The following is a 21174-nucleotide window of genomic DNA, read 5'->3' as shown; positions in this document are numbered from 1 at the left end:
CGCACCGACAGATCTGTACCGACCGAGAAGCCGCTTCAGGGGCCCACCAGGGCCGCGATTGCCTCGGCCGCTTCCGCCTGCATACCCGGCATCACATGGGCGTACTGTTTCATGGTGAAGGCCGGTGTCTCGTGACCGAGACGCTCGCTGATGACCTTGATCGGCACCCCGGCATTCAACGCGATCGTCGCGTGGGTATGCCGGAGGTCGTGGAGTCGAATCTGCGGTAGATCGGATCTGGCTACCAGGCGCTCGAACGCCTGAGAGAACGTGTGCGGATGAATCGGCGTCCCGTTCTCCTTGCAGAACACGAGGTCTGCGTCCTGGTAGTCCGTACCCCACTCTTCAAGCTCCGCCTGCTGACGGGTCCAGTGAGCCCGGAGCCGAGCGACGGTTCCAGAGTCGAGATCGATCACCCTTGCCTGATGCGTCTTCGGCGTTGAGACAATGACCTTGTAGGCGACCGCCACCAAAGCCTGACGCACCGAGATCCGCGCAGCACCGAGGTCGACGTCCTTCCAGCGGAGCCCAAGGACCTCGCCGCGCCGCATCCCCGTCATGGCGATGAGATGCCACGCCGCCTCCAGGCGATGGCCTTCGACCATCTCGAGGAACGCGCGTAGCTCAGCAGGCTTCCACGCCTTGATTTCACTCGCGGGTGCACTCCGGGGCCGCGGCGGCTTGGCACGTGCCGCAACGTTCACGGCCACCAAGCCTGCGTCGACCGCGTCCGCGAGGGCCTTGTGGAGGATCGTGTGGATGTAGCGCGCGGTCTTGGCGCTCAACCCGCGATCAGCCTTGAGATGACCGTCGGTCAGTAAGTCGGCGTATATGCCGTTCAGCATCACGGGCGTAAGCCTGCTTAGCCGGAGACCTCCCAGCCGTGGCAGCACGTGGAGCTCGAGGTTCCGGCGATATGAGTCGAACGTGCTCGGCTTCACCCGGGACCGCATCGTCGGCAGCCAGTGGTCTCGCACCCACCCCGAGAGAGTGAGCGAACTCGGCTCGACGTAGATGCCGAGGTTCATATCGTGAATGATCTTCGCCCTCGCAGCCTCGGCTTCGCGCCGAGTGGCGAAGGCACCGTGCCACTTCTGCCGACGCTTCCCATCGCCAGCCCGCTGCATCTCGATGACCACATACCAGTTCGTGGTCTGGCGGCCGTCCTTCGTGGTGTGGACCCGCTTGCGAATGTGGCCCTGCATCACGCGACCTCCCGATCGGTAGCGCCAAGCCATTCGAGGAGGGCCGGCACGGGCACCATGACGCGCCGCCCGAGGCGCCGGGTCGGGATCTGGCCGCGCCGCGCTGCCTCGTAGGCGGACGTGCGACCAAGACCGAGAAGCGCTGCGGTCTCCGCGATCGAGAGCGTGAGTCGACGCTCCAGGTCATCGAGTGTCGAGACGTAGATAGGCTGAGTCATGTCGGGACCTCCTTTGCAGGTTCCGGCCATGCCCCGGGGTGTTTGCGCACCGCCGGGGCTGGTTTGTGGTTACACCTGTAACCCTATGGAGTGACTATGACGAAGTCAACAGGTGTAACCTGTCACCGATGGCTCCGAGAGTGGACACCGAGGATCTCATCGACGCCCAAGCCGTCGCGGAGCTGCTGGCTTTGGCCCATCGGAACACAGTGAGCGCCTATCAAAAGCGCTACCCCGACATGCCTAGGCCGGTCATCGACCTGGGAAAGGGTCGGCCCCGGTTGTGGCTTCGCTCATCGGTCGAACGGTGGGCACGAAAGCGGCGTAGCCGCCACAGCCCATTGGCAGGCAGGTAGCGTGGGCCGCGTAGAGGCTTCGCCGTGGTGTCACGGTGAGGACCAATCGTGTCACCCAGGGGTCGTACCTTGGGCCGAGAGATGAATTACAATGCTGTGATTCGATGGCCGGAGCCAGGCACGGTTATCCACTTCCTAGCTACGAAGGAGATGGGGACAAGGCATGGATCAGCTCCGGCTCAACGAGCTCACGCCTGACCTCGAGCCGCTCTCTGCCGGTCGCGGGCCCGTCCCGGTGCGACCGCCCCACCGCAAGGAGATCGTCGGCGGCAAGGGTTCTATCTTCTACCGAGCGCACAGCTACCACACGAAGGTCCCACCTGAAGGCATCGCCGAGGCCGTGGAGCACTACACCGATCCGGGCGCGATCGTGGTCGATCCCTTCTGCGGGTCCGGGATGACCGGCGTGGCTTGTCTGTTGACCGGCCGCCGCGCCGTGCTGTCTGACCTCTCACCGGCAGCAGTCCACATCACACGAAACTACGTAGCCCATGTGGATCCCGACCAGTTCGAGGGAGCAGGTCGTCGACTACTGCATGATCTCTCCGACCTAGAGCAGATGCTCTACGGAACCCATTGCAATACTTGTGAAGGTCGGGCACGCATCGAGTACACCGTGTGGTCCGATGTGCATCTGTGCGCAGCTTGCGACGCCGAGCTCGTCTTCTGGGAGTCGGGCTTGAATGGGGACCGCACCGCGGTCGGGCGGACGATCACATGCAGTGCGTGTAGCGCTGAGTGGAGGAAGAAGGACCTGGGTTGGACCCGCACCACACCGGTCCAAGTGTCAGTGAGCTGCACGACCTGCCGCTCACGGGAGCAACGGATCCTGACCGACGACGAGTTTGCACACGCCGTCGGCTTCACCCAGGACGTCGTTCCGTACTGGTATCCAACGGATCCCTTCGACAGTTGGCGAGAGATGTGGCGCGGCCAACACGCGGCACAGGGGCTTGCGACCGCTGCCGACTTCTACACACCGCGCAACCTGTGGGCACTGGCAGCGGTGTGGGAGCGTATCGCCTCGTCGCATCTCCCGGACGCCCAGTCTGCGCTCAGTTTTGCCTTCACATCCATCGTCAACCGCGCTTCGCGCCGCTACCAGTGGAACCCGAAACGGCCCACCAATGTGCTCTCGTCGACGATGTATGTCGCGTCTCTGTCGTACGAGTTCAATGTGTTCTCCCTCCTGCGACGGAAGCTCAAGACCATCCGGGACCTCTATCGAGCCACAACGACACTGCCGGGGTCCGCTGAGGTGCACCAGGCACCAGCACAGCAGCTGGGGCACATCCCGGATGGGTCAGTCGACTATGTGTTCACCGACCCACCCTTCGGCTCGAACATATTTTACGGGGACTCCTCGTTCCTGTGGGAGGCGTGGCTCCAGGAAAGCACCGATCCCAAGCTCGAAACGGTTGTCAATCGCTCACTCGATCCCGAGCACGGGGGTAAGGACGTTGCCGACTACGAGAAGCTGATGGCCTCGGCGTTCGAGGAGATGGCCCGTATCCTCAGACATGGTGCCTGGGCGAGCGTCATGTTCCACAACTCCAACGATGAAGTGTGGAGCGCGCTGCAACGGGCCGTCGAGGCTGCCGGGTTTGAGGTCGCCTCCGCCGTCGCCTTCGACAAGTCCCAGCCCTCGTTCAAGGGGGTAAAGACCCTGCTGGACGGCGAGCGCGTACCCGCCTTCGATCTCGTCTTGCACCTTCGATCCCACGGCGGCACCCCCACCAGGACCGGATCTGTGGCAGCCAAGGAGATGGTCATCGTCGCCGCGCTCAGGGATCACCTGGCGACAGCGACGCCCTCGAAGCGAACGACGCCATACCTTCACTCACTCGTTATGCGGATCCTGCTCGAAGCCGGGCTGGCACTTGAGGGCTGGACCTACAAGGCCGTCGAGGATCTCTGTCAGGCACACTTCTCATGGACCGGTGGCCAGTGGGAGCTCCGTCCTCCGAGCCCGAGCGAGCCAAAGAAATGAACCGCCAATCGTCGTCTCGCACGTCGGCGCTGCCAGCCTCGGTGTCGGCGCCCAAAACCAGCTTCGCCTACCGGGCGCACAGCTATCCGACCAAGGTCCCGCCCGAAGCCATCGCACCCTTCATCGAGGCATGCAGTGAGCCCGGCGACCTCGTGCTGGACCCCTTCTGCGGGTCGGGCATGACGGGAGTGGCGGCGTTGCAGGCGGGCCGTCGAGCATCCCTGTCAGACCTGTCACCTGGCGCCACACATGTGGCCATGGGTCACACGCGGCCGGCCGACCCCGAGGCCCTTACTGCAGCTGCCGCCGCGTTGGATAGACGCTGGATGCGACGAGCAGAGCGACAGCTGTATGACGCTGCTTGCCCAAGATGCGGCTCGGCCGGTCTCGCGCGGCACACGATCTGGAGCGAGACGCTCACATGCCCGAGTTGCCGCGGCGAGGAACTCCTCTTCGATCATGCGTCGGGCTCGGGACAGGTACCGCGTGAAGTGCTCTGTAAGCACTGCGGCGAATGGATCACCCGAGCGGGCGCCGTCGCTACGCGTTCGGTGCCGGTTCAGATGACCGTCGACTGCGGGGGTGACTGCCGAGGGCTCCAAACGGGGTCGGTCTCTCCCGAGGCATCGGCGAGGATCGAGAGCCAGGGACGGCGAAGGCCCCGTGCCTGGCTGCCCTCCGATCGTGTGGAGTCTGACCGAGAGATGTACCGGAGGTCCGCCCTTCATCTGAAGGGTATCGAGACCGTCACCGACTTTTACCTGGGCAGGGCCAGAGTGGCGCTGTCGAGACTGTGGGCTCAGATCTCCAAAATCGAGAGCGAGGAAGCTCGCGACGCGTTTAGGTTCGCATTCACCAATACGGCGTGGCACTCGAGTCGCATGCGCCGCTACAACGCTCACGGCGGCCAACGCCCGCTCACCGGCACCCTGTACATCCCCCAGCTCGTGGCCGAGCCCAACGTCTTCGAGGTCTTCCGGAACCAGGTGCGGCAGGTGGCCCGATACTACGAGCAGCTCGGCGATGTCAGCTCCAACCCCGTCGACGTCCAGGTCGGGACGGCCACCGATCTCGCCTGGCTAGAGGACGACAGCATCGACTACATCTTCACGGACCCACCTTTCGGATCAAACCTGTTCTACGCCGACTGCAATTTGGTGTGGGAAGCATGGCTGGGCGCGACGACTGACAGCAGCCAGGAGATCGTGGTCAATCGGTCGAAGCGTCCCGCAGAGGGCGGAAAGACAGTGTCCGATTACCGGGATCTGCTCATTGATTCCTTTACAGAGATGCGGCGCGTACTCAAGCCTGGGGGTCTTGCCAGCGTGGTCTTCCACAACTCCGACGATGCGGTCTGGGGGGCCTTGCTCGACGCCGCCGAAAGCGCCGGCTTTGTCCAGAAGCACGTTGCGCTCCTGGACAAGGTGCAGAGGTCGATGAAGGGCTACAAGGGGAGGTCGGGGGCGGAGCGCGTCCCCTTCTACGACTTGATCATCACCTTCGGGAGGGGATCACGGGCGCGATTGAATGGGGCTGGAGACATCGCCGCCCAGATCGTCGATAAGCACCTTGCGGGCCTTGACGCAGCGGACAGACCCACCGACCATGAGCATCGCAGCCTTGAGTATCTCTACTCCCTCGCCGTGTCGGGCATCATTGAACGGGATGTCGTCCCCGAGGGCCTGTCCTATCGCGCGTTCGAGCGCATCTGCGACGCCCGTTACATGAGGGAGGGTAGGTTCTACACCGGCGCCTAAAGGATTGAATGTGCCCGAACTACGACTCGACACCGCTTCGCTGCACATTGGGTTCCTCGAAGATCTAGGTGACCTAGTGCTTGAGGCAAGCGCGGTCGAAGACAAGCCTCTTGAGGTCTCCCTGTCCCCTCCCCTACCTGAGAGGGTTCGCGCCTACATCTACAACCTCACCTCCCCGCCGGGTGGGCGTCCCACGGGGGAGCACAAGATCCAGTTGATCGCGCCAGGCCAAGGTCGAGGAGAGCGCGGAACCTTCGACTTCTCGGACGATGCCTTTGTTCTGCTCGCGGGCTTCTCGCCAGAAGACGGCGTCTACGTCCTGTGGGATGCCCCACTCCACAACGACTTCAGCTGGTCCGCGAACGTGCAAGTGAGAGGGGAGACGATCGAATCCGCATTGGCAGAGGGTCTGGCAACGCAGGATCGACAGCTCCGGTCGGCGAGAGAGACAGAGAGAGTCGTCGTTGTGCCTCGCGGGAACCTCGTGGATGGTCTAATCGCCCGGGTACACGGGTCATCGCCGATGGAAACACCCGACAGTATCCCCCCAGCGATGGGCGCGTCCTACCGACAGGCCGCTGAGACGTCCGGAGCCTCCAAGCGGCGAGTATTCGAGGTTGATCCAGATCTCTTCGATCGCGCCACCGATGCTCACGCTCGGACGCAGAATGCTCTCAAGGAGCGAGTGCTAGAGGCTGGATTAGAACCGCGGTCCCCCGCAGCTGCCGACCCGCAGTTCGATCTCGCCTGGGTAGACGGTGACGTTGCTCATATCGTCGAGGTCAAGAGCTTGACCGAGCAAAACGAAACCCGCCAGATGCGATACGCCATCGGTCAGGTGCTGAGCTACTGCGCCTTCCTGCGATGGCCGGTCTCGAGGAGAATCCCGGTCATCGCTCTGGAGAGGCGCCCCTCTGCCGACGAGTGGGCCGAGCTCTGTGCTGCGATCGGCATCCGCCTGGTGTGGCCGGATACATTCGGGGAGTTGTTCAACTAGCCCGAGGCTCACCTCGGTCAGATCACCGGCGTGCCGCGAGCAGCGTCGCTTATGACAGGTGGCACATCTGGCGCACAGCGCAACGCTATGCCACACTTCTAGAACCCAGAGCGGAGTGGCGTGTGAGCGAGACCAAGTTCGGATTCAGCTCTGTAGGGATTGCCCACGCCCTCTCGAGCCGGCGCCTCGCTGTCCCGATCCACCAGCGGTCCTACGCCTGGGGCAGCGATGACCCAAAGGAACGAGATCAAGTCCAAGAGTTTTGGGACGATCTCAGCGCGGCGTTCGACCAAGGCGATGAGACGGAGTACTTCCTTGGCGCTGTTGTGGTGTCACGGGAGGGCTCCGCGGACTCACAGCGCGCGACCATCATTGACGGTCAGCAGCGCATTGCCACCACCGCCATTTTGCTTGCAGCCATACGAGATGTATTCAAGCGTCAAGGAGACACGACGAGAGCGGACTCAATCCAGCAGAAGTTCCTTGCATCAACTGATCTCGCCACCGCGTCCTTCCTGCCGCAGCTGACTCTCAACGCCGACGACGACCCCTTCTTTGGCCAGTTCATCATCGAGGGCGACATCAGTACCCCAAGTCAGATCGAGAGCCACGACCTCATCGCTCGGGCATACAACCTCCTACTGGGATATGTCGGCTCCGCTGTCGGAGGATCATCGGTGCCGTGGGAGACGAAGCTGACGAGGTGGGTCAAGTATCTCGAGGACCGTGCGCGGATCATTGTCGTTGACGTGCCGACCGAAGCTGATGCCTTCCTGATCTTTGAGACACTGAACGATCGGGGAGCAGACCTAACCATCGCTGACCTCCTCAAGAACTTTCTCTTTCGTCGGTCCGAGGCGAAGTTGGATGTTGTCCGAGGCGCGTGGACGTCAGCCCTCGCATACCTCGATATCTCAGCCGCCGGAAGTCAGCTCTTCACTGACTTCCTTCGCCACTTCTGGTCATCAAAGTACGGCGCAACCCGCGAGCGCGAGCTATACGCACGCATTAAGGATCGAGTCACCGCAAGCTCGCACGCCGTGGACCTCGCCCTCGAACTGAAGCAAGCCTCGCGGCTCTATGCGGCCATACTCCATAGCGACCACGACTACTGGTCAGACTTTCCACCGGAAGTCAAAACCAACATTGATGTACTCAGCAGACTCAACCTGGAACAGCACCGACCCTTGCTACTCGCCGCCATGCAGCACCTGACGAAGCAGGAACTCAAGAGCGCCCTCAAGGGCTTAGTTGCGTGGTCGGTTCGAGGGCTGATTGTGGGCGGAATCGGCGGGGGTACCGCAGAGCGTCTCTATTGCGATGCCGCGATGAAGGTCAGAGCGGGAGACGTCAAGACAGCGGGTGATATCGCCTCGGAGCTGTCAAGCATTGTGTACGGCGATTCAGAGTTTCGGGAGCGCTTCGAGCAGGCACGCGTAACGCGGGGCACAGTCGCCCGCTACATTTTGGCTGCTCTCGAACGTACCGAACGAGGAGAAGACGAGCCGGAGCTTGTGCCAAATGAGAACGAAACAGAAGTCAACCTCGAGCACATCCTCCCACGGAATCCATCGAAGAGTGATTGGCCCCAGTTCACCGAGGAGCAGTGGCGGTCACACCTGCACCGCATCGGCAACCTAGCGCTATTGAGCAAGGGCCCCAACGGTCGGATCGGCAACAAGCCGTTCAGCGTCAAGAAGCCGATCCTCGTGGAATCGGCAATGCGTCTCACTCAGGATGCTGGCAGTGAAGATGACTGGACCCCGGAGTCCGTAGTGGCCCGTCAGAAGCGCTTGGCCGAGCTCGCGGTGAGGACTTGGCCCGTTTGAGGACGGTATTCTCAGCGGACCGCGCACACTTGGGCCAACGTAGAGCGCTTCTCAAGTGTTGACCAGCGAACCGAAGGGCAATCAGAATGTCCCCCAAGAACCGTCGGCACGTTGTCCCGAACCCTGAAGGCGGTTGGGACGTCGTGGCACCAAACGCTAAGCGCGTGAGCTCCCATCACGACACACAGTCCGAGGCCGAGCTGCGGGCAAAGGACATAGTCAGGAACGCCGGGGGTGGCGAAGTCCGAATCCATGGCCGGGACGGCCGGGTCCGCGACAGCGACACGGTGGTGCCCGGCAACGACCCCGTTCCACCCCGAGATACCCGGCATTGATCACGCGCTCGCTGCTACGCCGGACACATCGGGCACACGCAAGGTTTCGCCCAGTGCGATGCCTCGTGGAATTCCGCTGGCGCAGTTCGGTCGCCTGACACCCCGCCGTTGCAGCTGGTCGCACAGACCTCTGTTCGCAACTGGAAACGCCGACTGCGCGTCAAACCCGTGTCAAACGAACAAGCCATGAGCACTCAGTGCGGGACCCGACTCGCCAACATCGCGACGTCCGAGTTCCGAGTGAATTTCGAACCTCCGCGCACCCCACGGCACCCTTCCGAACCAGCTCGCCTAACTCATAACCCGAAGGTCGCGGGTTCAAATCCCGCCCCCGCTCCGAAGAGAACCCCCAGGTCATCGGCCTGGGGGTTACTCGTTGGTGGAGGGTCGCGGGCGGTGTCAAACGGGTGTCAGACGCCACTCGCGCCTTAGGGTCTAGCCCCAGTGCCTATCATCGTCACCCGCCGAGCGATCGTCGATGAGCCGTATCCAGACTCGGCCATCCGCCTGCTGGAGGACTTCGTACTTCTCATCCGCGCGGTACATGGCGGCCAGTGACAGGATTCCCGGTCCCGCGTCGCCAAAGGCCACCTCGACCTTGAGTGGAAAACATACCTCGGCACCACCGAGACGGATTCCCTAACATCGACTCGGGCTAGCAATCGGATGGGATTGGCACTGTGCCGACGAATTTGCGGATCGATCCGGCGCTGATTGAGGCCTCCGACTGCGCCGTTCTCGATGGGCGACCGTTCCGGGACTCGCCGGCCGATTTACTCCAAGCGTCGCGGTCTCTTCTCAGAGAAGGGCACAGCAACGAGTTCCGAATCGCCGACGACCCAACTCAGGGAGGGGCCAGACGGGAACTTGCGGGTGCGGCATACGCCAAGGGCATGTTCGACGATGCCTTGAGCCTGTTCACCGAGGTACTCGATGAAAATCCCCTCGACTATCAGAGTTGGTGCCTTCAGGGGCATATCTACTTCCTTCGTATGGAACTCGACAGCGCGCTGACTTCGTACCGGAGCGCAGCGCTCGTCGCGCTAACCCCCCACCCCGAATCGATCGAACCCACTCAGTACCCTGATCGCCTACTTCCGGGCCTAACCGACGAGCGGCGAGATGACCTGGTCGAACTCCTCGAGCTTGGGGAGGCGGACGCTGCAGCCCTGCTTAGTTTCAGGGTCGTGGGCGACGAGGTCGAGTCTCGACGATGGGGCGCTTCTTCGCTAGCCGGAATTGCTCGGACCCTGGGTGATATGGGGGACACCCACGGCGCGTTCATTGCGGCGAAGGGCGCTCACGATCTCGACCCGTCGCGAGTCGAGACCACGTACGAACTCGCCATCCGAGCCGACGTTGGCGGCATACCAGAAGTAGCTCAACGTGCGATGGTCGGTGCCCTCCGCCTCGATCCGGTCCTGGTACTCAGGCTGCTTGCGCACGAGACGCGGATCCAATACCCCTCGGAGGCCGTAGACATCGTTATCCAGGAAGCCCGAACTGTGAGGCATCAGATGCGAGGACTCCGGGATGAGGCATTCCGTTTGGCGGGTGGCGTGCCCCATCACACGCAACCAGACGCCCATGACGAGGGAGACGCCGACCTTCTGTCCGTCATGGGGCGCAACCAACTCGTTGCCGATGAGCTCCAGAACGCACTTGGAAGACTGCCGAATGCCATGGATTCTCAGGCTGCGACGCAGGAAGCGGCGATAGCCCGATCCGTTGACGCTGATCGCTCTAGCGCTCGGTCGACGCTCTTTTCAATGGTCGACATCGATCCGTGGATGGTCTGGGCAGTAGCCCTGGTCGGCCTCGGTCTGCTTGGGCGGGCCTTCTCAGGTGGGAGCTCCGCTGGCGTGATGGTCGTTCTTCTCGCGGTCGTCCTCGGTGGTCTCACACTCGCGTCGGTCAAGGGCAGGCCTAGGTCTGAGCATGCTCTGTCAGGTGCCAGCACTCCAGAATGGCAGGCGGCGGATCGGCTTCGCGAGACCGCCCGCGCCGTGCTCTCGGACCCACTCGCAGGTTCTGCGGTGGCTGCCGAGCCTTACCAGGACTACGCGCTCGTCTTGGAAGGAGCCGGTGACCGAGCCTTCGAGGTCGCGCGGTACGTCCAGGAGCTGCTTGGCGGCGATTTCAGTCGCGCGAGAAGAATCGTCGCAGGAGCGCCTGTCGTGGTCATGTCGGCACCATATGAGGCCCATCTGGAGCAGGCCCGACGGCGACTCGAGGGACATGGTGCTCGCGTCCAAATACGACTATGGACGGTACTGAGAGAGGAGCAACGATGGCGCTAGTTGCATGTGAGGAGTGCGGCGCAGAGGTCTCGACCAGGGCTGAGGCCTGCCCTCGCTGTGGGGCCGCGCTCGTGGCTCAGAAGCTGTCGATGGATGAACGGCGCCAGATACTCGACGAGCACGCGGCAACACTGCTTGGAGATCGAAACGGCGTCGTGAATCGGGTCTCGGCTGACGAAGCCATCGTTGAGATCAAGATCTTCCCGAAGAAGTACTTCCGGGTAACCGTGGGTCCGACAGGGGAGGTGATGTCGGTAGATGTGACGACGGAGGTCAAGCGTGGACGGTATCGACACTAAGGAGGCCGCATGAAGACTTGGGAATACCGGGTCGAGGAAATGGCGCTTACAGACCGGTGGGGCGCTCAACGCTCCGCAGAAGAGACCAAGCGCTTCGAGGAGCGACTCTCGGCACTCGGCCAGACAGGTTGGGAGATGATCTCGTACGAGACCATCCCGGTCTACGGCGGGATTCAGAAGACGAAACTCAAGGGACACCAGTATCTCGTGTTCCTTAAGAGAGAGCGCGACTAGCAGTCGAGCAACGCGGCTGTCGCGGTCCTGACTTGTCGGCTTGCCCTCTCCTCGGAGTCTGCTGATCCGTGGTGGGTGCCTGCGCTCTGGTGGCGGGTTGGCGACACGGGGGGGTTTGCAGGGAAACAGTGACCGGTGTTGGCGTTGACGTAGAAGGCTGCGTAGAGATCGTGGATCGACCAACCCGCCGTCGTCCGCCAGGCCCAACCCGACCCACACCACCGCCGTCAGCGTCCTGACCCTGGTGACGAAGACGAGTACGAACCGGTCGAGCGGCACGTCAGGCGCCTCATTGAACACCGGACTCGAACCCCAGAGCTGAACCGCTCGACCTTGCCTTGGACTCGATCGTCGAACCCCGGCCACTGCCAGGTTGCCGCGATGGTGTGGTTTCGTGTCAACGGATGAAACGTTGCCAACTCCCATAGCGCTCTCCGACAGGTCCGCGCCGGAGGCTGAGCAGGATCAGCAGAGCGCCGGCGGCGACGTCGTTCCACCGGGAGGCTGTCGTACCGCCTCCGAGCAGCCAGGGGGCGGCGACGATCCAGGCGCCGAAGGCGACGTTGAGGAAGCGGGCAGCGCGGCCCACCTCGGCCAGGGCGATCATCGCCACGGTCACCACTAGTGCCCCGACGATGTTGTCGCTGTCTGCTGCCCTGTCCATCGTCCCAAACACCGCGGGCGAGGCCATCAGCCACAACCCCACCGCCGCGCTGGCGAGCAGGTTCCAGGGCAGCGTTATCCCCCACTTCATCGCCTCGGCGCTCACCACGTCAGGGCGGACCTCGCCGGGGTCGGAGCCGGTCTCGGTGAGTGGGCCGCCCATCCAGAAGATGCGCCAGACCGACTCGCCGTCGCGCCGGGTTTGGGCCAGAAACTGGCCCATGGCGACTACCTCGTCGAGGGTGAAGGCGATCATGATCAGCATCGCCAGGGCGGCGATCAGGCAGGGCGTGCACCAGGCGCCGACCGCCACCGGCTGGAGGATGATGAGGGTGATGCTGGCGATGCCGAGGGGCACCACGAGGATGCCGAAGAAGGCCACCATCCAGGGCATGGTCCGCCAGCGCGCCTTGTCGCCCATGAACCCCATCAGCGCCTCGACCATGTAGAGGACCGCGCCGAGTCCCGCGTCAGAAATGGGGAAGGAACGCGAGATATCCGAGTCGAGGACCGCTCTGGTCCCGGGATCGAAGAACGGCTCCCAAACGGAGCTCGTATAGCCGAGCTGGTAGGCGGCCATCTGCCGGGAAAGGAAAAAGCCGAGCACGGCGAGCGCGATGATGGGTGCCCGTTGTGACCAGGTCGAGGGGTTGTAGGACCAGCCGGGCGGCACGTCTGGGCCCGGAAGCATCCTCATGCCCGGCATCCCCGGCATGAGCAGGACGAAGGCGATCACGAGCGCCCCCGCAAGAGTGTCATTGGCGTAGGCGGCCGCCGTCGGCGCCTTGAAGACGAGCGGGGCAAAAAGGAGCCATACCCCGACCAGCGAGTTCGCCCATGGCGCCCACACCGACCCGCGCACGAGTGTCACCGTGGAGAACCCGATCACAAGGGCCCCGCTAATCACATCACTCCATGTGAGTGCACTGCTGCCGTAGTCCAGAGCGAAGGGGCTTGTGATCAGCCAGACACCCAAGATGATGGCGGCGAAGAAGTGGGCCGAGGGCGTAGCCTGCCCGTGCGGCGTCATCGCGCCGGACCTCTCCTCGGACTCGGCGACGGCTTCGCCTTGGGCCGGGTGCTGGCCATGGCCCGGGTCAGCTTCCACTGGTCGGCGCCTGGCGTCCGTGATCCTTGGCGGACTTGCGAAGGGAACGGGAAGGCTCCAAGTCATTCTCGCGGTACCAGCCCAGCGGGTCCGCCTTGAGCGCGGCGACCATCACCGAGAGGGTGGGGCGCAGCGAGCGAATCGGCTCCCATCCCAGCATCGTGCGTGCCCGGGTGGTGTCGAGGGCGTAATGGTCGCCGGCGCGGTCGATCATCCACGGTCGGATCCACCGCTCTCGGCCGGGGATATGGGCCATCAGCCATGCGCCGATCTTGATCAGCGGTTTCAGCTGTATCGGGATCGGGATCGTCTCCAGATCCTCGTCGTGAAGCAGGCCAGCGAGCGTGTGCTGGAGCTCGTCGTAGCTGAGTGTCTCCGTCTCGCCGAGCAGTAGCGCCAGTTCCGGCGGCAACGCCGCGCGCCGTTCCACGATCGTAACGACGGCGTCCACCAGATCGTCCATATGTAGGTAGGACGCGCCGTGGGCGGTGGTACCCGCATACACGTGGCTGCTGAACCGGCGCTCATAGATGCGCTGAATCTGCTGGGCCAGCGGGATCGAGTGACACCCGTCGTCATAGACACCAGAGATGCGCAGCAGCACAGCCGGGATGTCGCCGCGCCCGTCGTGGATCACCTGCTCCGTCTTCACTTTCGACTCCGGATATGCCCAGCCCGGGTCGATCGGCGAATCCTCGTTGATGAGCTGGCCGGGCGTGGTGGGTCGGTGTATGAGCATCGTGCTGGAGAAGATGAACTGCTCGACATGGAAGTCGAGCTCGCGCATCCCGCGCAGCAGCCGGCCTGTGCCACGCACGGTAATCTCCTCGTACTGCAGGCTCGGTTCCCCCAAGAAGTCGTAGTGGGCGGCGAGATGGATCAACGACGCAACGTGGCTCCCGTGGTGCTGTTGGATCGCGGCGAGCCCCTCCCGCACGCTCTGGTCTGAGGTGATGTCGACGGGGACGCCCACACAGCCCGGCGGGGGCGGGTTGTCCGCCCTGCGATCGAAGCCGACCACCTCATCGAAGCGGTCGGTGAAGCGCCGCATCAATGCATCCCCGATTCGACCGTTCGAGCCAGTGACGATGATGATGCCGCTATCTGCAGTCATGACATTCCTTCCGCGGCACGGTCATCCTAAGGCACCAACGACCTGGCTACTCGACGTCGCGACCGCGACGTCGAGCCTCCTTCATGCGACGCCCGAGTGAGTCTTGATAGCTGGGTCGGACCGCAGCGATACCACCAGTACGCCCGAATTGAAAATGTCCAGCGAGTCGTAGAAGATGTTCCGGCTGCGGACACGTGCCGTGACCGTGAGCCACACGATCGAGCAGAGGAGGTACAACCCATGCTGCCCAGCACCTGGACTGCCCCAATGGCGCCCGTGATACACAAACCTTGCGTCGGTCGGATCGCCAGCACCGAGCGAGCCCCCGACGTCGCTCGCGACGCCTCGGTCGGTATCTGCGTCGCAGAAGGCGAGGCGTCATGCGGCTCGGTCTGATCGGGCTCGGGAGGATGGGCGCCAACATGTCGAGGCGGTGGCTGCGTGGCGGACACACGGTGGTCGGCTACGCACGCACCGCCAAGACGGTCAAGGGCTTCGTCGCCGACGGAACCATTAGCGCGGGTGCCAGCTCGCTTGAGGATCTCGTCGCGCAACTCCCAGCGCCGCGGACCGTCTGGCTGATGGTGCCCGCCGCGTCCGTCGATGCAACCCTCGAGGAGCTGGTCCCACTGTTGGCATCCGGCGACACGGTCGTCGATGGAGGCAACTCCAATTACCGCGACGACATTCGCCGCTCCAAGGAACTGGCCAACCGGCGAATCGACTACCTCGACTGCGGCACGAGCGGCGGAGTCTGGGGTCTCGAGCGCGGCTACTGCCTGATGATCGGGGGTCCGGGTGCGGCCGTCGACCGCCTCGACCCGCTGTTCCTGGCGTTGGCACCCGGGGTGGAGGCGGCTCCGCGTACACAGGGCCGGTCCGGCGCGCCGACGCGAGCCGAGCAGGGGTACCTTCATTGTGGGCCGTCCGGCTCTGGTCACTTCGTCAAGATGGTCCACAACGGCATCGAGTACGGTCTCATGGCTGCCTACGCCGAGGGCCTCAACATCCTCCATCATGCGGGGGCGGGCTTCGAGCAACGCGAGGTCGATGCCGAGACGTCGCCGCTTCGCGACCCTGAGCTCTACCAGTACCGGCTCGACCTGCCAGCGGTCACCGAGGTGTGGCGGCGCGGCAGCGTGATCACCTCGTGGCTGCTCGATCTCACCGCTCAAGCCCTCGGTCAGAGCCCCGATTTGGCCGACTTCGAGGGCCGGGTCTCCGATTCGGGGGAGGGACGGTGGACGAGTATCGCCGCCATCGACGTCTCGGCGCCGTCTCCGGTGCTGACCGCGGCGCTCTACGCCCGCTTCTCGTCTCAGGGCGAGGCCGATTTCGCCGACAAGGTGCTCTCAGCGATGCGCTTCGGCTTTGGCGGACATCTCGAGGCTGGCCGGTAGCCCGGTGGGTGGGGAGCGCTCGGATGGGCACGGTCCACAGCATCCGACTAGAGGGTCTCCTCCTTCGGGTCGGGCTGATACCCCGAAGGTCGCGGGTTCAAATCCCGCCCCCGCTACCACCGAAGACCCCTTGCACTGCAAGGGGTCTTCGCTTGTGCGGGCACCCCGTCAATCTCCCCGCTAAGGCGCTCGTGCCGAAACGCTAAATGGGCCTGACACCAGTGACCTTCGCCTCTGATCGAATCTGGGCAACTGCGAGGAGAATGGCCGCGGTGGAAGACCTCGTTCGAATCGTGCGACGTCTCCAGATAGGAGGAGCGATGTTCACGGCTGAGGATGCCGCTGCAGCGTTGACGACTGCCGGTGTTGACATATCTGATGAGCGGTTTGGCTTGGAGGATGTTCGGGACGGGATGAATGTCGAGTTGGAGCACGGAACCAGGTTCCCCGACCTCGATGTGAGTGGTGACGACCCCGTGATAACAGCGAAGATTGCCCTGGCTCACCTTCGAGAGTTCCCCGACTATTACGAGCGTCTTGTAGTCATGGAGCGTAAAGCGAAGCTACCTGGGACGACAGAACCGGGCACTGGCGTCGAGGTGGGCTGACACCCGGCCACCATCGACATCGTCAAACCGCAACCACTGAGAGGCGGCTTCCTACGGGGCCTTCTCGAGGAGTGCGAGGAGAGCAATCACCGGGTCGGAGAACCGAGTCACGCGGTAGAGGTCCTGGTAGGTCCGGAGGTGGTTGCGGATGAATCGGGCAGCGTCTCCGAGATGAATCGTGGTTGCACGTCCCACACGTCCGTGTCCGGCGAACACCACGAGCCGAACGCGAGAAGTTGGCGTGGTGGCTGAGCCGCCGGAGATCAGCTGGTCGATGACCTGGTCAAGGGGCGTGCCGTGGAGGTCGCCGGTGCGGCGGAGGGCGGCATGTAGGGCGCCGGGTGTGAGCATGGCAGGGTTGAACTCGGCTGCGGCGGTCTTCACTTCTCCGACAATGACGTCAAATCGGCTGGTGTCGACATCGAGAGTGGGATCGACTTCGGTGACGATTAGGCACTCTTCGACCTCTTGACCGAGACGATGGTGCGCCGGTCCGGGTGCTGTGGGTGGGCGGAGAGCGATGATGTCGATGTCGGTGAGGGCGCGGAATCCGACCGGCTCTCGGATATGGAGTTCTTGTTCAGTGAGGAGGAAGTAGCCGTTGAGTCGTAGGTAGGCGACCGTGAGAGCGAGGGCGGGATCAGCAGACATCGTCGTAGCCGATCATGCGTTCCGCGGCGCCGAAGTGCGCTGGAAGATGGCGGCTGCGGCGGCAGCGAGACCGAGGAGCCAGCCCAGGGCGAGGACGAGGCCGCCGGCCTCGTCGAACGTGGGGGTGAAGGCGCCGTCGATGAGCAGCCGGACTGCGCCGTGGGCGGGCATCCACGCCGCCCACGATGGTGGGGCGGCGTCGAACATGATGTTCTGGGCCAACCCCACGTCGAGGAAAGGGAGTAGGAACATCAGGTAGAGGCCACCGAGTCGTCCAACGAGCGGGCCCACGACCACTCCGATCAAGGCGTAGGTGACCGCCACCGCCAGGGTGGCGCCGGCGAAGGTGACCCAAACTCGCGGTTGAAAGCTGGCCGCGGTGACGGCGAGAGAGACGGCACTGACCAGTACCGCGGCGAGAGTGATGACGCCAAGCCGGGATACGAGCACCTCGCGTGGCTTGAACCCGGCGAGGACGAGGCGGCGGTCTCCTTCGACGGAGCCGAGCACGACGAAAAGCCCGGCGAGCCCGGCGAGAAACGCGACGGTGATAGCAACCATGATCGCCCCGTGGACATCGGTCGTAGAGAGGATAGAGATGCTGCTCTGCCCGTTTACGACCAGCTCGACCGGTGCGGGGTCGTCTGGAGTAACCGCTATGGAGAGGGTGATGAAGAACAGGGGCAGCCCGACCAGGAGCACCCTTCCCGTAGGCCATGCCGAAGAGCCCAAAGTGCTCGTCGCAGGTCAGCCGCTCGTAGAGGATGGGGTCCTGTGGGCAGTAGCCGACTGAGCCCGACCTGACGATGGTGCCACCATCGCGGTCGATGCTCCCGACGAGGATCTTCATCAGAGTCGACTTGCCCGACCCGTTCTCGCCGACCAGGCCCACGATCTCACCGGGTCGGAGCACCACATCTGCTCCACGGAGAACCTCGAGCGACCGTCGACGTGGCCACATTCCCCGCGTGTAGGTCTTGGCTATCCCCGTGGCGACCAGCGACTGGTCGGAGAGTCGATCGTCATCTTGCGCGTTCCGGGGGGTATCCGTCTCCATCATTCGAACCCTGTCTTGGCATCTGCTCTCACTCCAACGTACGCATTCCAGACGGCTGGAAGGTCAATAGGGTCGAAGGTCCCGATATGACTGGGCAGGGAGGAGGTGCAGGCCTAGAGGGCCTTCGACGTCTAGTGGTTGGACCTGCGGAGTTGGTCAACGGACCGTTTGGTGGTCCGTACGGAGCCGGTGTCGAGCCAGAAGGTGGCGCCGCAGACGGCGAGACAGACAAGTACGAGTGCGCCGACGGCATAGCCGACGACTCGAGAGTCGAGTTGTTGGTAGACCGCGACCACCGCGAGGATCATCACGGCGATGGCGATGACTCCCCACATCACCGGGCCGAAGCGACTGTTATGTGAGCCGGGGGTCATGAGGCGACCACCCTGCCGCGGAGCATGCCCATCTGGCAGGCGAACTCGTATTCGCCGGGCTCCGAGGGCGTGAACTCGATGGAGACGTTCTCGCCTTCGGGGAGGTCGGCGGAGACGCCAAATGCGTCGAAGACGACCTTTCCCGAGCATGGGTCTGCCTCTTGGCGGTTGAAGACCAATTTGACCGGTTGCCCTGCTTCGACCCTGATGGTGTCCGGGCTGTATCCGCCCTTGACCACGATGAACGCCTCCTGGACGCCACCTGCGCCGATGACAGCTAGTGAGCCTTGGGGCTTGGATAGCCAGAAGTACCAGATGATCAGGGCGATGAAACCCAGCCCCGCAAGATCAACGATGAGCACCGTCATCAGCTCGCTCCTTGCTGAATGGAGGGCCGCCAACGGCGAAGCCGGTTGGCGTTGGACACCACGGTCACGGAGGAGAACGCCATCGCCGCGCCGGCCAGCAGCGGGCTGAGCAAAATCCCGAAGAGCGGGTAGAAGACACCGGCGGCGATGGGAACGCCGAGCGTGTTGTAGGCGAAGGCGCCCACGAGGTTCTGATGGACGTTTCTGATGGTGGCCTTGGAGAGCTCAATGGCGGTGACGATCCCGCCCAGGCTTCCCTTCACCAGGGTGACGTCCCCGGACTCCATGGCAACGTCGGTGCCTGTGCCCATGGCCATGCCCACATCCGCCTGAGCGAGGGCGGGAGCGTCGTTGATCCCGTCGCCGACCATAGCCACAGTCTTGCCTTCGGCCTGGAGCAGTTTGACCTGTGTCGCCTTGTCCTCGGGGAGAACCTCCGCCAACACCCGGTCGACACCGACCAGACGGGCGATGGTGGCGGCGGTGCGCTGGTTGTCACCGGTGAGCATCACCACCTCGAGACCGAGGTCGTGGAGCCGGCGTATCGCTGCCACGGAGTCTTCCTTGACAGTGTCGGCAACGGCGATGACACCTGCCAACTCCCCGTCGACACCGACCACCACGGCGGTCTTGCCTTCGTCAGCGAGCTGCCCCAGCGTTTCCTCGGCAGCCCCGGCGGCGACACCGCGGTCGGCCATGAACTTGAGGTTGCCCAACACCACATGCCTTCCGCCCACCGTCGCTTCGATGCCGTGACCTGGTACCGCATCGAAGTCGGCTGCCTCGACCACCTCAACGTTCCGGAACCGAGCGCCGGCGACGATGGCCTCACCCAATGGGTGCTCCGAGCCGACTTCTGCCGAGGCGGCGAAAGCCAATATCCGATTCTCGTCGAAGCCATTGAAGACGACCAGATCGGTGAGGGCCGGTTCGCCTCTGGTGATGGTGCCGGTCTTGTCCAACACCACGGTGTCGACCCGATGGGCGGTCTCCAGGGCATCGCCTGACTTGATCAAGATGCCGTTCTCAGCGCCCTTCCCGATCCCCACCATCAGCGAAGTGGGTGTGGCCAGGCCCAGGGCGCACGGGCAGGCGATGACCAGCACCGTCACCGCGGTGATCACCGCATAGACCAGTGCGGGAGCCGGACCGAACGTAAACCAGGCCATAAAGGTCAGGATCCCCACGATCATCACCGCCGGAACGAAGTAGCCAGCCACCTTGTCCACCGTCCGCTGAATCGGCGCCTTCGACCCTTGAGCGTCGCGGACCATCTGGATGATCTGAGCCAGCATGGTGTCCCGACCAACTCGGGTGGTCCGTAACCGGAACGAACCGGTCTTGTTGATGGTGGCGCCGATGACCGTATCGCCCTCGGTCTTCTCCGAAGGGATGGACTCGCCGGTGACCATCGACTCGTCGACGGCCGACACTCCGGAGATGATCACCCCGTCGACGGGGATCTTCTCACCGGGACGGACCACGACGATGTCGTCGACGGCTACCGCCTCTATCGGTATCTCCACCTCTGAGCCGTCACGGATTACCCGGGCGGTTCTTGCCTGGAGGCCGATCAGCTTCTTCAGGGCCTCTGAGGTGCGGGCCCGGGCCCGGATCTCCAGAGCCGAGCCCAACACGACCAGAGCTGTCACCACCGCGGTCACATCGAAGAAGACATCCCGAAGCTGTTCCTCGGGGAAGAATCCGGGGAACAGCAACGCCACAGTCGAATACAGCCAGGCGGCGGAGATCCCGAGGGCGATCAGCGTGTACATATTCGCCGATCGGTGCTTGAACGCCGCCCAGGCGCCGCTGAAGAACTGCGAACCGGAATAGACCATCACCGCCAGCGTGACCAACGCCATGCCACCCCAGATCAGATTCAGCGCCGTCGACCCTTTCTCCGGCACCCCAGGGAAGAGCTCCGGGTAGGAGAAGTAGATCACCGGCAACGACACCACCGTGGCGAACCAGAACTTTCGCAGCAGGCTCCGATACAGCCGCTGCCGGCCGTCTTGCTCGGAGTCTGAGGCTTCCGACTCCTCCGAAGGGGCCACGGCTGGCCCCACCCGACTGTCTCCCACGTCAGGCCGGGCATGGTCGTCGGGGTTGTGCCCGCCAGCGGAGCCAACACTTGCAGGATCGGTGAGGAAACTGCGGCGGCAATGCTCCGAACAGAAACCCACATCGGGGTATTCGTCGAGCCTCAACGCCCCGGGTCCAACCGTCATCCCACATACCGGATCCGTGAGACCTGACTCATGCGATGGTTCCATACCCACAAACCTAAGCCATACAGTCGACTGGAATG

General features: G+C 63.5%; 20 protein-coding genes and 1 pseudogene. 11 read left to right on the top strand and 10 right to left on the bottom strand.

The window, feature by feature from the left end:
- Positions 1-35: 35 nt before the first annotated feature.
- Together WEA29_09845 and WEA29_09840 are read right to left on the bottom strand one after the other, a co-directional pair.
- The gene (locus WEA29_09845) at positions 36-1205 is read right to left on the bottom strand and encodes a site-specific integrase (protein ID MEX2324056.1); all 1170 of its coding nucleotides are present in this window, start codon (positions 1203-1205) and stop codon (positions 36-38) included.
- Positions 1205-1423: a helix-turn-helix domain-containing protein gene (locus WEA29_09840; protein MEX2324055.1), complete on the bottom strand. Its 219-nt coding sequence runs from the start codon at positions 1421-1423 to the stop codon at positions 1205-1207. Before WEA29_09840 ends, WEA29_09845 begins: the two co-directional genes overlap by 1 nt.
- A gap of 128 nt (positions 1424-1551) precedes the next feature.
- On the opposite strand from WEA29_09840, the gene WEA29_09835 reads away from it, so the two are divergent.
- From WEA29_09835 to WEA29_09795, 9 genes are all read left to right on the top strand, one after another.
- Complete coding sequence (locus WEA29_09835) at positions 1552-1779, top strand: hypothetical protein (protein ID MEX2324054.1); 228 nt, start codon at positions 1552-1554, stop codon at positions 1777-1779.
- Between the two features lie 163 nt (positions 1780-1942).
- Entirely contained in the window at positions 1943-3769 is a 1827-nt protein-coding gene (locus tag WEA29_09830; GenBank protein MEX2324053.1) for a DNA methyltransferase, read from the top strand.
- Between the two features lie 563 nt (positions 3770-4332).
- Complete coding sequence (locus WEA29_09825) at positions 4333-5526, top strand: site-specific DNA-methyltransferase (protein MEX2324052.1); 1194 nt, start codon at positions 4333-4335, stop codon at positions 5524-5526.
- Between the two features lie 10 nt (positions 5527-5536).
- Positions 5537-6523: a hypothetical protein gene (locus WEA29_09820; protein ID MEX2324051.1), complete on the top strand. Its 987-nt coding sequence runs from the start codon at positions 5537-5539 to the stop codon at positions 6521-6523.
- Positions 6524-6645: 122 nt separating this feature from the next.
- Positions 6646-8352: a DUF262 domain-containing protein gene (locus WEA29_09815; GenBank protein ID MEX2324050.1), complete on the top strand. Its 1707-nt coding sequence runs from the start codon at positions 6646-6648 to the stop codon at positions 8350-8352.
- A gap of 86 nt (positions 8353-8438) precedes the next feature.
- Positions 8439-8687: a DUF2188 domain-containing protein gene (locus WEA29_09810; protein MEX2324049.1), complete on the top strand. Its 249-nt coding sequence runs from the start codon at positions 8439-8441 to the stop codon at positions 8685-8687.
- 692 nt (positions 8688-9379) lie between these two features.
- Complete coding sequence (locus tag WEA29_09805) at positions 9380-10987, top strand: hypothetical protein (GenBank protein MEX2324048.1); 1608 nt, start codon at positions 9380-9382, stop codon at positions 10985-10987.
- Positions 10978-11286: a hypothetical protein gene (locus WEA29_09800; GenBank protein MEX2324047.1), complete on the top strand. Its 309-nt coding sequence runs from the start codon at positions 10978-10980 to the stop codon at positions 11284-11286. Before WEA29_09805 ends, WEA29_09800 begins: the two co-directional genes overlap by 10 nt.
- 9 nt (positions 11287-11295) lie before the next feature.
- Positions 11296-11520: a hypothetical protein gene (locus WEA29_09795; GenBank protein ID MEX2324046.1), complete on the top strand. Its 225-nt coding sequence runs from the start codon at positions 11296-11298 to the stop codon at positions 11518-11520.
- 397 nt (positions 11521-11917) lie between these two features.
- On the opposite strand, the gene WEA29_09790 is transcribed toward WEA29_09795, so the two are convergent.
- Both WEA29_09790 and WEA29_09785 read right to left on the bottom strand, forming a co-directional pair.
- Positions 11918-13213, bottom strand: a complete 1296-nt coding sequence (locus tag WEA29_09790; GenBank protein MEX2324045.1) for a vitamin K epoxide reductase family protein — start codon at positions 13211-13213, stop codon at positions 11918-11920.
- Between the two features lie 67 nt (positions 13214-13280).
- A complete protein-coding gene (locus WEA29_09785; protein MEX2324044.1) occupies positions 13281-14405 on the bottom strand; it encodes an NAD(P)-dependent oxidoreductase in 1125 nt (374 codons plus the stop codon).
- Between the two features lie 380 nt (positions 14406-14785).
- On the opposite strand from WEA29_09785, the gene gnd reads away from it, so the two are divergent.
- Positions 14786-15805, top strand: coding sequence for a decarboxylating 6-phosphogluconate dehydrogenase (gnd, locus tag WEA29_09780; GenBank protein ID MEX2324043.1), 1020 nt, complete (start codon positions 14786-14788; stop codon positions 15803-15805).
- 272 nt (positions 15806-16077) lie between these two features.
- Positions 16078-16413, top strand: a complete 336-nt coding sequence (locus WEA29_09775; protein MEX2324042.1) for a DUF5661 family protein — start codon at positions 16078-16080, stop codon at positions 16411-16413.
- A gap of 51 nt (positions 16414-16464) precedes the next feature.
- Here the strand turns inward: WEA29_09775 and WEA29_09770 are convergent, their stop codons facing one another.
- From WEA29_09770 to WEA29_09745, 6 genes and pseudogenes are all read right to left on the bottom strand, one after another.
- Positions 16465-17064: a hypothetical protein gene (locus tag WEA29_09770; protein MEX2324041.1), complete on the bottom strand. Its 600-nt coding sequence runs from the start codon at positions 17062-17064 to the stop codon at positions 16465-16467.
- A 12-nt stretch (positions 17065-17076) separates the two neighbouring features.
- Complete coding sequence (locus WEA29_09765) at positions 17077-17766, bottom strand: hypothetical protein (protein MEX2324040.1); 690 nt, start codon at positions 17764-17766, stop codon at positions 17077-17079.
- 7 nt (positions 17767-17773) lie between these two features.
- Positions 17774-18025: pseudogene (locus WEA29_09760) on the bottom strand (ATP-binding cassette domain-containing protein).
- A gap of 227 nt (positions 18026-18252) precedes the next feature.
- Positions 18253-18495: a hypothetical protein gene (locus tag WEA29_09755; protein ID MEX2324039.1), complete on the bottom strand. Its 243-nt coding sequence runs from the start codon at positions 18493-18495 to the stop codon at positions 18253-18255.
- On the bottom strand, positions 18492-18863 hold the full coding sequence (locus WEA29_09750) for a cupredoxin domain-containing protein (protein MEX2324038.1): 372 nt from the start codon (positions 18861-18863) through the stop codon (positions 18492-18494). The genes WEA29_09755 and WEA29_09750 overlap by 4 nt, the downstream gene beginning before the upstream one ends.
- Positions 18863-20728, bottom strand: a complete 1866-nt coding sequence (locus tag WEA29_09745) for a copper-translocating P-type ATPase (protein MEX2324037.1) — start codon at positions 20726-20728, stop codon at positions 18863-18865. Before WEA29_09745 ends, WEA29_09750 begins: the two co-directional genes overlap by 1 nt.
- Positions 20729-21174: the final 446 nt, after the last annotated feature.

The sequence above is a fragment of the Acidimicrobiia bacterium genome (assembly GCA_040902765.1).
Lineage (GTDB): Bacteria > Actinomycetota > Acidimicrobiia > Spongiisociales > UBA11373 > DATKBG01.
This window is presented reverse-complemented; position numbering and strand designations above follow the sequence as displayed.

Excerpts from the sequence above, each read along its gene's own strand:
- WEA29_09790 (MEX2324045.1), bottom strand. The coding sequence starts at position 13,213 with ATGACGCCGCACGGGCAGGCTACGCCCTCGGCCCACTTCTTCGCCGCC.
- WEA29_09795 (MEX2324046.1), top strand. The coding sequence starts at position 11,296 with ATGAAGACTTGGGAATACCGGGTCGAGGAAATGGCGCTTACAGACCGG.
- WEA29_09845 (MEX2324056.1), bottom strand. The coding sequence starts at position 1,205 with ATGCAGGGCCACATTCGCAAGCGGGTCCACACCACGAAGGACGGCCGC.
- WEA29_09755 (MEX2324039.1), bottom strand. The coding sequence starts at position 18,495 with ATGACCCCCGGCTCACATAACAGTCGCTTCGGCCCGGTGATGTGGGGA.
- gnd (MEX2324043.1), top strand. The coding sequence starts at position 14,786 with ATGCGGCTCGGTCTGATCGGGCTCGGGAGGATGGGCGCCAACATGTCG.
- WEA29_09800 (MEX2324047.1), top strand. The coding sequence starts at position 10,978 with ATGGCGCTAGTTGCATGTGAGGAGTGCGGCGCAGAGGTCTCGACCAGG.
- WEA29_09745 (MEX2324037.1), bottom strand. The coding sequence starts at position 20,728 with ATGGCGTTGGTCACGCTGGCGGTGATGGTCTATTCCGGTTCGCAGTTC.
- WEA29_09810 (MEX2324049.1), top strand. The coding sequence starts at position 8,439 with ATGTCCCCCAAGAACCGTCGGCACGTTGTCCCGAACCCTGAAGGCGGT.
- WEA29_09835 (MEX2324054.1), top strand. The coding sequence starts at position 1,552 with ATGGCTCCGAGAGTGGACACCGAGGATCTCATCGACGCCCAAGCCGTC.
- WEA29_09785 (MEX2324044.1), bottom strand. The coding sequence starts at position 14,405 with ATGACTGCAGATAGCGGCATCATCATCGTCACTGGCTCGAACGGTCGA.
- WEA29_09830 (MEX2324053.1), top strand. The coding sequence starts at position 1,943 with ATGGATCAGCTCCGGCTCAACGAGCTCACGCCTGACCTCGAGCCGCTC.
- WEA29_09770 (MEX2324041.1), bottom strand. The coding sequence starts at position 17,064 with ATGTCTGCTGATCCCGCCCTCGCTCTCACGGTCGCCTACCTACGACTC.
- WEA29_09840 (MEX2324055.1), bottom strand. The coding sequence starts at position 1,423 with ATGACTCAGCCTATCTACGTCTCGACACTCGATGACCTGGAGCGTCGA.
- WEA29_09750 (MEX2324038.1), bottom strand. The coding sequence starts at position 18,863 with ATGACGGTGCTCATCGTTGATCTTGCGGGGCTGGGTTTCATCGCCCTG.
- WEA29_09825 (MEX2324052.1), top strand. The coding sequence starts at position 4,333 with ATGACCGTCGACTGCGGGGGTGACTGCCGAGGGCTCCAAACGGGGTCG.